This window comes from Frondihabitans sp. Leaf304 (genome assembly GCF_001423105.1).
GTDB lineage: Bacteria > Actinomycetota > Actinomycetes > Actinomycetales > Microbacteriaceae > Frondihabitans.
In genome coordinates, this window is the sequence record NZ_LMNV01000002.1 from 366,265 (window position 1) to 379,625 (window position 13,361).

The following is a 13,361-nucleotide window of genomic DNA, read 5'->3' on the forward strand; positions in this document are numbered from 1 at the left end:
CCAGTTTACCGACCGGGAAGCGGCACCGAGACGAGACGGTCGTCGGAGTCTGCGGGCGCGCCACGGCCATCGGTGTTGCTGGTGAGGATCCAGAGGGAGCCGTCGGATCCTTCGCTCACGTCTCGAAGACGGCCGAGTTCGCCCTCCAGGCTGGATGTGACGGAGAAGTCGTCGCCCGGCGCGATGGTCCAGAGTCGTTCGCCGCCGAGGCCGGCCAGGTAGAGGTGGTCGCCGATCGCGGCGAGTCCACTCGGGCTGGCCTCGTCGGTGGTCCAGGTCACTTTGGGGTCGGTGTAGTCGTCTCCGCCGCCCGTGCCCTCGACCTCGGGCCAGCCGTAGTTGTTGCCGGCCTCGATGAGGTTGAGCTCGTCGAACTCGTTCTGCCCGAACTCGCTGGCCCACATCCGCCCGTCATCGCTCCAGGCGATGCCCTGCGGGTTACGGTGGCCCATCGACCACACCAGCGAGTCGTCGAACGGATTCCCTGCGGGGACATCGCCGTCAGGGGTCATGCGCAGGATCTTGCCATTGAGCGAGTCGCGGTCCTGGGCCGCCGTCGGGTCGCCCGCGTCGCCGACCGTGGCGTAGAGCAGACCGTCGGGACCGAAGGCAATGCGGCCGCCGTCGTGATTGGACGCCTTCGCGAGACCGTCGAGGATCGTCACCTGTGACGACAGACCGTAGGATCCCGCGGCTCCGGTGAGCGCGACCCGCACGATGCGGTTATCGGTGGCGGTGGTCTCGTAGGCGTAGAGGCGATCGGGGTCGGCCGGGTCGAGCGCCAGGCCGAGCAGGCCGCCCTCCCCCTCGTGTACAACGCCTTCGATAACACCCACGTCGCGCTTCGAGCCGTCGGCTTCGACCTCGACGACGGTGCCATCGTCACGCTGGCTGATGAGGGTCGAGCCGTCCGTCGTGCGGACCATCGACCAGGGGGCTTGGAGTCCAGTGGCGATGTCGGTGCTGGGTGTCGCAGTGCCCTTGCTGTCGCCGGTGCTGTCGCGTTCGCCGCGCGATGCATCGGAGCCGCCGCTGCATCCGGAGAGCAACAGCGCGGTGAGAGCTGCGGGCAGAATCGCGAGTCGTCGTCGGTTCATGCGGCCATCGTGCCCCGCCCGGCTGAGCGTCGCGCGCGTCGCCGCGTCGGCGAGACTCCAGTAGTTGCGGGTGCGCAGGTGTGCTACCCGCAACTACTGGAGTTTCGCTCTGAGTCACGGCGAGACTCCACAAATGGCCCATCACTCCGGCGCAGACGGGCCACTTGGGGAGTCTCGCGACACGGGGTAAGTGAGCGAGCGGAGAGAAAGAGATAGCTAGCGCGAAGCCAAGTACGCCATCGGGTCGGTGGCCACACCATTGAGTCGGATCTCGAAGTGGAGGTGGCATCCCGTCGACACACCCGTGTTGCCGACACCGGCGATGTTCTGCCCGACGCTGACCGTCTGCCCGGCCTGCACGTAAATGCCGCTCGTGTAGAGGTGGCCGTAGGCGCTCGAGACGCCGTTGCCGTGATCGATGATGATCATGTTGCCGTAGCCGCCCGAGGGCCCGGCGTAGCTGACCGTGCCCGCGTGCGTCGCGTAGATCGGGGTGCCGCAGGAGGCGGAGAAGTCGGCGCCGGAGTGCAGGCGGTAGTCGTGGTAGACGGGGTGGTACCGGTAGCCGTACGCCTGATAGAAGCTGTACGCGGTGATCGGTTTCGTCCAGCCGGACCCTGCGCCCGGGTTGGGGGCACTGCTGCCGCCACCGGTCGAGGGAGCCGGCGTGGAGGGGGTGGACGGAGTCGAGGGGGCCGCCGGTTGAGCCGCTGCCGCAGCAGCCTGGGCGGCCGCTGCATCGGCTGCCGCCTTCGCTGCCGCTGCCTCACGGGCCCGCGCTGCCGCAGCTGCCCGCGCTGCTGCTGCCGCGCGCGCTTTGACGCCGTCCTGGTAGCCGTCTTCGATCGACAGCCGGTCGTCGCGCAGGGTCGCGAGCTGCGCCTTCATCACGCCGAGGTTGTCTTGCTGCTCCGCCTCGGCCGAGGAGGCCGCTGCCGTCGCCGCGGCGGCCCGCTCGAGGGCTTTCTGCGAGGCGTCGGCGAGGCGGGTCCGCTCCGTCTTGGCCAGCTTCGCCTGCGCGGCGAGGGCTTCGGCAGTGTTCGTCGCCTTCTGGGCCTCGTCGTAGAGCTTGTCGACCTGGTCGCCGATCTTCGCCGACATGCTGAGGCCCTTGAGGAATTCACCCGGCTTGCTCTCGCCGAAGAGCAGGTGGGTGGTCATGTTGCTACTGCCCGGCCGGGCAAGCGTCGCTGCTATCTGCCCTACTGCAACTCCGAGTTCATCTGCCTGCTTCTGGGCCTTCTTCTGCTCGGCGACGACTTTGTCGTACTTGCCGGCGGCGAGGTCGAGCTCGTCTCGGGCGTTTTGAAACTCCTCGCCGGCTTTGTCGGCGGCGGCCTGAGCCGTGGCTGTCGCCTGCTCGAGCTCAGCGATGAGCGAGGTGAGCGAGCCGATCTGCTTGTTCTTCGCCCCTTCACTGCCGCGGGCCTGCTCGACGTCGTCCCAGCTCGGATACGCGTCGGCCTCGGCGGGCGCGGCGACGAATAGCGGGAGTGCGAAAGCGAGCGCGAGGGCCCCCACGCTGATGCGACGGCGGGTGTGCGAGAGGGGGGCGCGCTGCGGCGGCGCGGAGAAAGACCGAGTCATGACAGGTGTGAGCGTTGCAGATGTGACTGGTGTGACGCAAGGGGCAGACGCGAAGTGGGGCCGTCACTGAGACCGGTCGAGGAGTCTAGGTTGGTCTCTCAGATGTTCACGCTCACCCTTCCTCCCCTCGTCCACGACGCCGCAGCCGGTCGTGATCTCGCATCTGCCGTGCCCGACGAAGCGGCCGCCCACGTCGAGATCGACGCCAGTCTCGTGGCTCTGGCGGATCACGCTTTCGTCGGCGAGCTCCTCGACGGGCTCCTCGAACGCGGGCTCGAAGTGCTCGTGGTCGGGGGCGCGGCCGACGACCTCCAGGAGGCGTTCGTCGCCTCGGCTCGGGGGCGCGAATTCGGTGAGCTCTGGTTCGCCACCGACACGGCGGCCTGACCCTCGACGGTAGGCCGGGGTTCTCTCTTGCCAATTTGAGAGCAATCCTGGCCAGTAGGAGCGTGCGCCGGGCTTTTCGGCTCGAATCGCTCGCATAGTGGCGGCCGCCGAGGCGCTCACCCACTCAGCCACGTGAAGATACATCGCCGATGTATCGCTGAGACAAGCGGGGTCACTAGACTCAGCGAGTGCCCACGCCCGATGTTCCCGTCGTCTCCGTCGGTGTGCTCGGGCCTCTTCGGGTGACCGGTGCCACGACCGCAGCCGAGACCGTCTCGCCCGCCGGGCCCCGTGCGAAGACACTCGTCGTCGCGCTGACACTCGCAGGATCCGACGGGGTCACCTCCGCCCGCCTCATCGACGATCTCTGGGGTGACGAGCCGCCCGTCTCGGCGAAGGCCGCGCTCCAGACCCTGATCTCTCGCCTTCGCCAGGCAGTCGCTCCGGGCGTCATCGTCTCAACCCCGACCGGCTACCGTCTCGGCGACCCTCGGGCGAGCGACCTCCAGGTGGCTCGTTCGCTTCTTACAACCGCGAGGATCCGGCCCGGCGCCGACCCGGCCACCGTGACCTCTCTCACCGGCGAAGCCCTCCGCCTCTGGCGGGGAGCGCCCGGCTCCGACCTCGAGCCCGGACCGGTGAGCGACGAGCTGACCCGCGTGGCAGCCGCCCTCCGAGCGGATCTCCTCCGTGTCGCGGCTTCCGCTCGATGTGATCTCGGAGACACGGTCGGCGCCCTGGAGGCCCTCGACGAGTTGGCCACCGACGCGGTGGGTCTGGAGCACGAAGACCTGGTCGTGCTCCGGATGCGGATCTTGAGGGGAAGCGATCGCCGCACCGAGGCGCTCCAGGTCTTTGCGTCGTACCGGGAGCGTCTCGCCGATGAGCTCGGCACGGGCCCATCGAACGCCCTCGTCGCGCTGAACGCCGAGTTGCTTGCCGCCGAGGACGATCCGCTCGACGACGGTCGCGCTCAGCAGGGGCCTGTCGAACCAGCCACGAGCGTCGCCCAACAGCCTCGCCGGGGCGCGTACATCGCACTCGGCCTCCGCTCGGCCCCGAACGAACTGCTCGGACGGTCGTCCGACGTCGACCGGATCGAGGCCCTGCTCGAGCACGCCCGACTGGTCACGATCCTCGGCCCGGGCGGGCTCGGCAAGACGCGGCTGGCCCAGGAGGTGGCGCATCGTGCTGCCGGGCAGTGGCCCCGCGTCGCCGTCGTCGAGCTGGCCGGCGTGCGGGACGGGGAGGACGTCTTGCTCGCCGTAGCGAGTGCCCTCGGGGTACGCGAGGTGAGTGCGCCGCGGATTCGGCTTTCGGATCCTGGTGTCGGTCCGGTCAGAGACCGACTCGTCGCCGTTCTCGCCGAGATGTCGACCCTGCTCGTCCTCGACAACTGCGAGCACGTCGTCGATGCCGCGGCCGGCCTGGTGTCGGAGTTGCTCGCCGAGACGTCCGAGCTGAGAGTCGTCGCCACGAGCCGCTCCCCGCTCGCGATAGGCGCCGAGACGGTGCACCCGCTCGGATCGCTGCCGAGCGACGGCGCGGCCGTGTCGCTGTTCGAGCAGCGGGCGAGGGCGGCTCGGCCCGGCGTGCTGCTCCCCCGCGACATCGTCGTCAGGCTCTGCGATCGGCTCGACGGCCTGCCACTCGCGATCGAGCTCGCTGCGGCCCGGGTGCGGTCGCTGTCGGTCGACGAGATCGAACGGCGTCTGGGCAATCGCTTCGCCCTGCTCACCTCGGGTAACCGGTCGGCGCCCGAACGGCACCGGACTATCACGGCCGTGATCGACTGGTCGTGGAACCTCCTCGGCGACGATGAGCGAGTGCTGCTGCGACGACTGTCGCGGTTTCCGGACGGCTTCTCGGCCGACGCCGCCGAGCTGCTCGGTGCGGCGCAGGGTGCATCAGCCGGTCGGCCGAACGACCGGGTCGTCCTGAGCCAGGGCGATATCGGGCTCGAACCCGTGGCGGTCGCCGACGCTCTCGACGGCCTCGTCCGCCAGTCGCTGCTCGGCGCCGCCGACGAGCCCGGCACCGGGCGGCTCCGCTACCGGATGCTCGAGACGGTGCGTGAATTCGGTGACCTCCGGCTCGCCGAAGCGGCCGAGGAGGAGCTCGTCAGCGACGGCATGTTCGCCTGGGCCGAGGACTTCTCCCGGTCGATCATGTCGAGCCTCGACGGCGCCGACCAGGTGCGGAGTTTCGCCCTCATGGCCGCCGAGCAAGACGACCTCGTCTTCGTGCTGCGGCAGGCCCTGGCTCAGGAACGACGGGGTGTCGTCGCCACCACCTTCGCCGCGCTCGGCTACTACTGGTCGCTGGCGGGCAACCACGCCGAGGTGCAGGCCTTCGCGCCCGAGGTGATCCGGATGCTCCGCTCTGCGCCGGTCGAAGCCCGCTACCGCGACCCCGAGATCCTCTCCGCCTCGATCGCCGGCAGCCTCCTCGCCTTCGGGGACCGCCGGTCGGGGCTGCTCGCGGTGGCGCGCCTCCGGAGCCTTCGGGCGAGCGGCCCTGCGCAGGATCCTCGCCTCGACGCTCTCTCTGGCCTTTTCTTGGCGACCGTCGTCGATCCGCCCGCATTCCGTCGGCGCCTGAAGGAGGCCCTCGCATCGGGCGACGATGTGATCGTCGAACTCGCCACCGCGATCGACGGCCAGACCGCTGAGAACGAGGGGCGGGTCGGTGACGCGTTCCGTCTGGCGCTCCGAGCGCACGAGAGCGCCGTCGCGAACGGCCACGTCTGGACGATCGGGACCACCGCCTCGTCGCTCGCCGAACTCGCAAGCCAGTCGGCCGACCCGGAGGCGGCCCTCGGCTGGTCACATGTCGCACGAGAAGCGCTCGAGAGCCTCGGAGCCGCCGGCGACCTGCAGGAGGTCGCCTTCCGGCGGGCCATGGCGGAGCTCTCGCTCGGACGGTACGACGTGGCGCGGCGGTACTTCGAGGGGGTGCTCGTCGACGAAGAGAACCAGGGCGAGGATCCGGGTGGCTCACGCCTCATGAGCAGGGTCGGCCTCGCCGAGGTGGCTCTGGCCGAGGGGCAGGCCGACGAGGGCGTCCGTCTCTACGACGAGGCGCTGGCGATCTTCCGAGGGGAGCAGTCGCGGTCGCGGTCGCCCCTCGCCCTCCTGGTGGCTGCTGCTGCGCTGGCCGCGCACGTGCGCGGGGGCGCGGCGTTCGGTGGTGGGCTGTCGACCAGCGCGTCGGCTCCGTCGCGGGCTCCATCCTTGGCGAATCGGCTCCGCACCCGGCTTCTGGCAACGCACCGACTCTCGGGGGCGTTCGAGGACGTCCCTATCGCGGGGGCTGCCGTTTTTGCGCTGGGCGTGTGGATCCTCGGCTCGTCGTCCGGTTCGTCGTCTGGGTCTGCCTCCGGTCCGTCGTCGGAGCTGGCCGCCGGGCAGTGGCCCACCTCGCTCGGACTGCGGCTGCTCTCGCTCGCCGAGACGATGCAGGGGCGGCAGGAGGTGCCGTCACTCGTGCGCGCAGATGCAGTTGCCGGAGTGACGGATCGGTTCGGCGCGGAGACGGTGGAGGCCGCGTGGGCGTCGGCGGCGCTTCTCACGCCGTCTGAGGCCTACGCCGAGGCCCTGGAGCTGCTCGTCGATCGTCGGTTGCGCGCCTAGCGCGGTGAGGTCGCCGGTGCCTCGCCGATCGCAGTGGTGCCTGTGGTGTCTTTCGCGTCGGACTCGTCGATCGCGTCCGACTCGTCTTCCGGCTCGAGCTCGAGGTCGTCGAGGTCGTACGAGTGAGTCGTGGGGGCGGGGAACTCGGATGCCTGGGCGACTCGCCACGTGATGGACATGGATGTCAACGCCAAGAGGGCTCCGATGACGCCGGCCGCGATCAAGAGGCCGCCGACCGTGCTGCCCGACTGGGCGGCGAAGAGCTTGGGGTAGTCGGCCGTGCCCGAGGCGTAGACCGCGGCCTCCTTCGCGTTCGACTGGGTCATGAGGAGGTAGCCCCCCGCCACGACGACGAGCGACACCAGCCACAGGACCATGCGCGGGATGTTGATGCGGGCAAAACGGCTGGAGGAGCTGAGCGACATGACGACTTTCGATGGGGGACGATCCGGTCCGGATCACAGCGAACCTACGGAGGCCGTCTTGGCATCGCTTATGAGTGGGCTCGGGGTCGTCGATGAATGCGTGTGCCGGGCACAGCAGCTGCCCCGACCTGGAGGAATCCGACAAACGCACGCCCGGCGAGACCGACAACGTGTGTAGCGGCCCACGGGTGATTTCGACACCGTCGCGGAGGGTTCTACCGTGAGCCCAGAACCCCACCGGAACGGAATCAACGCTGATGACACGTCTCGAAGAAACCACTGCGCGCGCAACCACACCTGCAGCGGCACCCACTACGCCCCTGACCACCGCGGCCGACACCCTCGACACCGCCTGGCTCGGCGAGTACCTGCTCGGACGGTGGTCCGAGGCGCGCAAGCACTCCCGCGAGCTGCTGCGCGACGACGCCTTCCACCGGCACGCCGACCTCACCCTCGCCCAACAGCGCGAGCGATGCTTCGGCCAACTGCATCAGCTGCTCGAACGCGGGGCAGTCCTGCGCGCGTTTCCGACGCACCTGGGGGGAAGCGACGACCACGGCGGCAACATCGCCGCGTTCGAAGAGATCGTCTCCGCGGATCCTTCGCTTCAGATCAAGGCGGGCGTGCAGTGGGGCCTCTTCGGCTCTGCCGTGATGCACCTCGGAACCGAGTACCACCACGAGACCTTCCTGCCCGGCATCATGAACCTCGAGGTGCCGGGGGCCTTCGCCATGACCGAGACCGGCCACGGGTCCGACGTCGCATCCATCGGCACCACTGCGACGTACGACTCCGACGCGGAGGAGTTCGTGATCCAGACGCCGTTCCGCGCCGCCTGGAAGGACTACCTCGGCAACGCCGCCGTCCACGGCCGGGCGGCCGTCGTGTTCGCGCAGCTCGTAACGCAGGGCGTCGAGCAGGGAGTCCACGCCTTCTACGTGCCGATCCGTGACGACAACGGATTCCTGTCGGGAGTCGGCGGCGAAGACGACGGCCTCAAAGGCGGCTTGAACGGCATCGACAACGGCCGACTGCACTTCGACGGGGTGCGAGTGCCGCGCACGAACCTCCTGAACCGCTACGGCGACGTCGCCCCTGACGGCAGCTACAGTTCGCCCATCGCGAGCAAGGGCCGTCGGTTCTTCACCATGATCGGCACGCTCGTGCAGGGGCGGGTCTCGCTCGACGGCGCGTCGGTGGTCGCGTCCAAGCTGGCGCTCCACATCGCGATCACCTACGGCACCCAGCGTCGGCAGTTCACCGCCGCCGACCCGACGAGCGAGGTGGTGATCCTCGACTACCAGCGGCACCAGCGTCGCCTGCTCCCCCGCCTCGCCACGACCTACGCGATGTCGTTCGCGCACGAGAAGCTCCTGGCCGCGTTCGACGGCGTCTTCTCGGGCGAGCACGCCACCGACCCCGACCGGCAAGACCTCGAGACCCTGGCCGCCGCCCTCAAGTCGCTCAGCACCTGGTCGGCCCTCGACATCCTCCAGGAGGCCCGCGAGGCCTGCGGCGGTGTCGGATTCCTCGCCGAGAACCGCCTCACTCAGCTCCGAGCCGACCTCGACGTCTACGCGACCTTCGAGGGCGACAACACGGTTCTGCTGCAGCTCGTCGCCAAGCGCCTGCTGACCGACTACTCGAAGAAGTTCACCGGCGCCGATCCGCGCCGGGTGGCGACGCTCGTCGCCGGGCAGGTCGGACAGGCATCGGTGGACCGCTCCGGCTTGCGACGCCTTGCCCAGACCGTCACAGACCGAGGATCCGTCGGCCGCGCCGTGGGGCACGTCCGCGATGCCGAGTCGCAACGTCAGCTCCTCACCGGCCGCGTCGAGACGATGATCGCCGGTGTTGCGGCGAAGCTGCGCCCCGCCGCCAAGTCGGCGTCGGGAAAGCCCTCGCCCGTCGAAGCAGCCCGCCTATTCGACCAGAACCAGGACGAGCTGATCGAGGCGGCCATCGCCCACGCGGAGCTGCTCCAGTGGGAGGCCTTCACCGAGGCGCTGGCGGGTGTTCCCGATGAGGCGACCCGTCGGATCCTGACCTGGCTTCGCGATCTGTTCGGCCTCGGGTTGATCGAGAAGCATCTTGCCTGGTACCTGATCCACGGGCGGTTGTCGGGGGCCCGCGCCACGGCCGTCACCGACTACATCGACGATCGCCTGCTGCCACGGCTGCGCCCGCACGCGCTCGGCCTGGTCGAGGCCTTCGGGTTCGCACCCGAGCACGTGCGGGCGCCGATCGCGTCCGGGGCGGAGCAGCAGCGCCAAGACGAGGCCGCTGCCTACTACGCCGCCCGTCGCTGACGGGGCGGGCGCAGGAGCGGTCGCGTCAGGCCTTGCGCATGTAGGCGCGCACGGTCAATGGAGCGAAGATGGCCACGACCACTCCGGCGCCGAGCAGCGCCAGCCAGAGGTTGCCCGTGATCGCACCGGTGTTTGCGAGGTCGCGGACCCCCGACACGAGGTGCGAGACCGGGTTGCCCTCGGCGAACCACTTCAGCCACGACGGCAGCGTGCCGGTCGGCACGAAGGCGTTCGAGAGGAACGTCAGCGGGAAGAGCACCAGGAACGAGATGCCCTGCACGCTCGACGCGCTGCGAGCGACGACACCGAAGAACGCGAAGATCCAACTGAGCGCCCAGGCGCAGACGATCACGAGAAGCCCGGCCAGAACGACGAAGCCGAAGCCGCCGCCCGGACGCCAGCCCAGGATGAATCCCATGGTCAGGGTGAGCGTCGTCGCGATCGCGTAGCGGACGGTATCGGCGAGGAGCGCACCGGCGAGAGGGGCGATCCGAGCGATCGGCAGCGACTTGAAGCGATCGAAGACGCCCTTGTCCATGTCTTCGCGCAACTGGGTGCCGGTAACGACGGAACCCGTGATGACCGTCTGGACGAGGATCCCGGGGATGATCAGCGGCAGGTAGTCCGCGACGCTTCCGGCGATCGCTCCGCCGAACAGGTACGTGAACATCAGCGTGAAGATGATCGGCTGGATCGTGACGTCGATGAGCTGCTCGGGGGTGCGGCGGATCTTCAGCAGCCCGCGATAGGCCATCGTGAACGAGTGGCGGATGGTCTGCGAGACGCTGACGTGGTTCTTGAGTGGGCGACCGGCCGGGCCGGTGAGACGCGGAGTCGTGCTGGTGGGGCTGAGGGTGGTCATGCGTTCACCGATTCTTTCGGGGAGGTGTGGGCGGCGGCAGCACCGTCGGCTGGTGCGGCATCGGCATCGACGCCGTGCCCGGTCAGGGTGAGGAACACCTCGTCGAGCGTCGGCTTCTGCACGCTCATCTCGGTGAGGTGGATGCCGCGCTCGCGGAAGGCGACGAACAGGTCGGTGATCCGGTCGGGATCGGTCATCGGCGCGGTGATGCGACCGGCTTCGGGCGAGACGGCCGCCGAGACCCCGAGCACGCTTCGAATGAGGTCGCGGGCGGGTGCGACGTCGGTGGGTGAGGCGAGCCGGAGCTGCAGCGACGATTCGCCGACCGACGACTTGAGCTCCTCCGAGGTGCCCTCGGCGACTACCCGACCCGTGTCGATCACCGCGATGCGATCGGCGAGCTGATCGGCCTCTTCGAGGTACTGCGTCGTAAGCAGCACCGTGGAGCCCTCGGTGACGAGGCGCCGGATGGTGTCCCACATCTGCGAGCGGGTGCGCGGGTCGAGCCCGGTGGTCGGTTCGTCCAAGAAGATCAGCGGCGGCTGGGCGATGAGGCTTGCGGCGAGGTCGAGACGGCGACGCATTCCGCCCGAGAACTTCGCGAGCGGCCGGCTGGCGGCTTCGGTGAGGCCGAACTCCTCGAGCAGCTCGGTGGTCTTGGTCCGGGCATCGCGACGCGACAGGCCGAGCAGTCGGGAGAAGATGATGAGGTTTTCGGTCGCCGACAGCTTCTCGTCGACCGACGCGAACTGCGCGGTGACTCCGATGAGTTGCCGCACGACCTGCGCCTCTTTGACGACGTCGTGGCCGAAGATCGTGGCCGATCCGGCGTCGGGCCGCAGAAGCGTGGCGAGCATGCTGATGGTGGTCGATTTGCCGGCGCCGTTCGGGCCGAGCACTCCGTAGACGGTGCCGGCGCGGACGCTGAGGTCGACGCCGTCGACCGCGCGGTTCTCGCCGAAGACCTTGACGAGCCCGTGGGCTTCGACGGCCCAGTCGCTTGAGGTGGTCATGTCTGACCTTTCGTGAAAGAGGGGGATGAGGATCCGAGGTGACCGGCTTTCGTTGCCGGCCACAGGGATCCTGCGCTCCCCCGCTTTCACGGGGCTTTCACACCCTTGCGCGCCTCTGTCAGGAGGTGCGCGCCTCTGTCAGAAGGCGCATGGCTTTCTTACGACGCGCACTCAATGCACACGGGGCCGAGCTTGGTCTCGTGATCGAGCTGGGCGCGCGGGCGCACGAGGAAGCACTCGACGCAGGTGAACTCGTAATCCTGCATCGGCAGCACGACGACGTCGAGAGCTTCGTCGACGTCGGCGGCGTCGAGCTGGAACCCGCCCGAGGCGTCGCCGTCATCGAGGTCGGCGACGAGGCCGACCTTCTGGGGAGCTCGCTCCTTGAACGCCTGCATCGAGTCGTTACCGTCGTCGTCGGGGGCGTTGCGGGGTGCGTCGTAGTCGGCAGCCATGGTGTTCTCCTGCAAAAGTGTCGCGGCTTGCAACCCGCGCGGATCTGGTGGTCGCCGTAACTATAGGCGGCATCTCGCCCACAGCCGAACCATGTTCGCCAACGGCTGTAGTGCGTGTCGGAATCGAGGGCCGTCTCGGGGCCGCAGCGCTAGCGTGAGGGTGTGATCACTGACGCTCTCCCCCGCACCCGCCCGTCCGCCGTCGGCATCGATGCGGCCGGCATCGCCGCTCTCGTCGATGCCCTCGAATCGACGGCCGGCGTCGAACCGCACAGCCTCATGGTGCTGCGCCACGGGCAGGTGGCCGCCGAAGGGTGGTGGGCGCCGTACAGCGCCGAACGCCAGCATCTGCTCTATTCCATCAGTAAGAGCTTCACCTCGACCGCCGTCGGATTCGCCATCGCCGAGGGTCTTTTCTCGCTCGACGACACCGTCATCAGCCACTTTCCTGAGCTCGATGCCGAGATCACGGATGAGAAGAGCCGCAGGATCCGGGTGCGTCACCTGCTCGCCATGGCCAGCGGTCACCGCGAAGAGACGGTGGCGCGGGCGTATTCGATCGACCCGGTCGATCTCGTGCGCGGATTCCTGCTCATGCCGCCCGACGAAGAGCCGGGCACGCTGTTTTGCTACAACCAGCCGTGCACCTTCACTCTCGGGGCCATCGTGCAGCGCCTGAGCGGCCAGTCGCTGACCGACTACTTGCGCCCGAGGCTGTTCGATCCGCTCGGCATCGGCGAGGTCGGCTGGCAGACCGACGCGTCGGGTCGTCAACTCGGCTACAGCGGCTTCTACGCACCGACCGTGGCGCTCGCCAAGCTCGCGCAGCTGTATCTGCAGCGCGGCGTGTGGGAGGGCGAGCAGATCCTGCCCGCTTCGTGGGTCGACGACGCGACGGTGTCGCACATCGACAACTCGAACCACGGCGACAAAGACTGGGGTCAGGGTTACGGCTTCCAGTTCTGGATGGCGCGACACGGCTACCGTGGCGACGGAGCCTACGGGCAGTTCGCCGTGGTGCTGCCGGAGTACGACGTGGTCATCGCGATCACCGGCCAGACCCCCGACATGCAAGCCGTGCTCGACGCGGTCTGGAAGCACCTTCTGCCCGCCATTGACGGTTCTATGCCCTCTGCGGAGGCCGACGATGCTCTGGCCGAGCGGCTCGCCGGGCTCGAGCTGCCCCTGGCTTCGGGCCCGTCGACGCGCATCTCGGGCACCTTCACACCCGGGGCGGGCAACCGTCTCGCGACGCTCACCTCGGTCGCCTACCTCCCGGGCGGGCACGGCTCGGCCGGCGATACGGGCGACGCCGGCGAAGGATCCGACACGGTCGAGCTGGTCGACCGCGGCGAGACCCTGCGCGCCACCGTCGGCGTGGGATCCTGGGCCCTCTCGGAGGCGGTGGCCGTCGCCGCCTCCGACGGGCCGAACGGCACCGTGCGCCTCGATGTGATCTTCGTCGAAACTCCCCACCGGCTGATCGTGACGCTCGACCCGGTCTCGTCGACGTTCGCGGCGGAGTGGCAGACCGAGCCGCTCGACGAGGCACCTCTCGTGCGCCGCCGAATGCCGCGCGCCTAGCTCAGCGTCT

10 protein-coding genes are annotated in these 13,361 nt (G+C 69.0%); 4 read left to right on the forward strand and 6 right to left on the reverse strand.

Annotation, left to right across the window (positions count from 1 at the left end; genetic code table 11):
* Positions 1–5: 5 nt before the first annotated feature.
* Both ASF54_RS01665 and ASF54_RS01670 read right to left on the reverse strand, forming a co-directional pair.
* Positions 6–1,190 carry a PQQ-dependent sugar dehydrogenase gene (locus ASF54_RS01665; protein WP_326934236.1) on the reverse strand — a complete coding sequence of 395 codons (1,185 nt, stop codon included), beginning with the start codon at positions 1,188–1,190 and terminating at the stop codon, positions 6–8.
* 123 nt (positions 1,191–1,313) lie between these two features.
* Positions 1,314–2,684 carry a M23 family metallopeptidase gene (locus tag ASF54_RS01670; protein WP_084815869.1) on the reverse strand — a complete coding sequence of 457 codons (1,371 nt, stop codon included), beginning with the start codon at positions 2,682–2,684 and terminating at the stop codon, positions 1,314–1,316.
* Positions 2,685–2,774: 90 nt separating this feature from the next.
* Here ASF54_RS01670 and ASF54_RS01675 point away from each other — a divergent pair, with 90 nt between their 5' ends.
* Together ASF54_RS01675 and ASF54_RS01680 are read left to right on the forward strand one after the other, a co-directional pair.
* On the forward strand, positions 2,775–3,071 hold the full coding sequence (locus ASF54_RS01675; RefSeq protein ID WP_123943935.1) for a hypothetical protein: 297 nt from the start codon (positions 2,775–2,777) through the stop codon (positions 3,069–3,071).
* Between the two features lie 188 nt (positions 3,072–3,259).
* Positions 3,260–6,703 (forward strand): AfsR/SARP family transcriptional regulator, encoded by a 3,444-nt coding sequence (locus ASF54_RS01680; protein ID WP_055958036.1) that lies wholly within the window; start codon positions 3,260–3,262, stop codon positions 6,701–6,703.
* Here the strand turns inward: ASF54_RS01680 and ASF54_RS01685 are convergent.
* Positions 6,700–7,128, reverse strand: coding sequence for a hypothetical protein (locus ASF54_RS01685; protein WP_055958039.1), 429 nt, complete (start codon positions 7,126–7,128; stop codon positions 6,700–6,702). The genes ASF54_RS01680 and ASF54_RS01685 overlap by 4 nt on opposite strands.
* A gap of 257 nt (positions 7,129–7,385) precedes the next feature.
* Here ASF54_RS01685 and ASF54_RS01690 point away from each other — a divergent pair, with 257 nt between their 5' ends.
* Complete coding sequence (locus ASF54_RS01690) at positions 7,386–9,437, forward strand: acyl-CoA dehydrogenase family protein (RefSeq protein ID WP_055958042.1); 2,052 nt, start codon at positions 7,386–7,388, stop codon at positions 9,435–9,437.
* 25 nt (positions 9,438–9,462) lie between these two features.
* Here the strand turns inward: ASF54_RS01690 and ASF54_RS01695 are convergent, their stop codons facing one another.
* From ASF54_RS01695 to ASF54_RS01705, 3 genes are all read right to left on the reverse strand, one after another.
* Entirely contained in the window at positions 9,463–10,299 is an 837-nt protein-coding gene (locus ASF54_RS01695; protein ID WP_055958045.1) for an ABC transporter permease, read from the reverse strand.
* Complete coding sequence (locus ASF54_RS01700) at positions 10,296–11,312, reverse strand: ATP-binding cassette domain-containing protein (protein ID WP_055958048.1); 1,017 nt, start codon at positions 11,310–11,312, stop codon at positions 10,296–10,298. Before ASF54_RS01700 ends, ASF54_RS01695 begins: the two co-directional genes overlap by 4 nt.
* Before the next feature lie 158 nt (positions 11,313–11,470).
* Complete coding sequence (locus ASF54_RS01705; protein ID WP_055958050.1) at positions 11,471–11,767, reverse strand: DUF4193 family protein; 297 nt, start codon at positions 11,765–11,767, stop codon at positions 11,471–11,473.
* A gap of 162 nt (positions 11,768–11,929) precedes the next feature.
* On the opposite strand from ASF54_RS01705, the gene ASF54_RS01710 reads away from it, so the two are divergent.
* Entirely contained in the window at positions 11,930–13,351 is a 1,422-nt protein-coding gene (locus tag ASF54_RS01710; RefSeq protein WP_055958053.1) for a serine hydrolase domain-containing protein, read from the forward strand.
* The last annotated feature ends 10 nt before the right edge of the window (positions 13,352–13,361 follow it).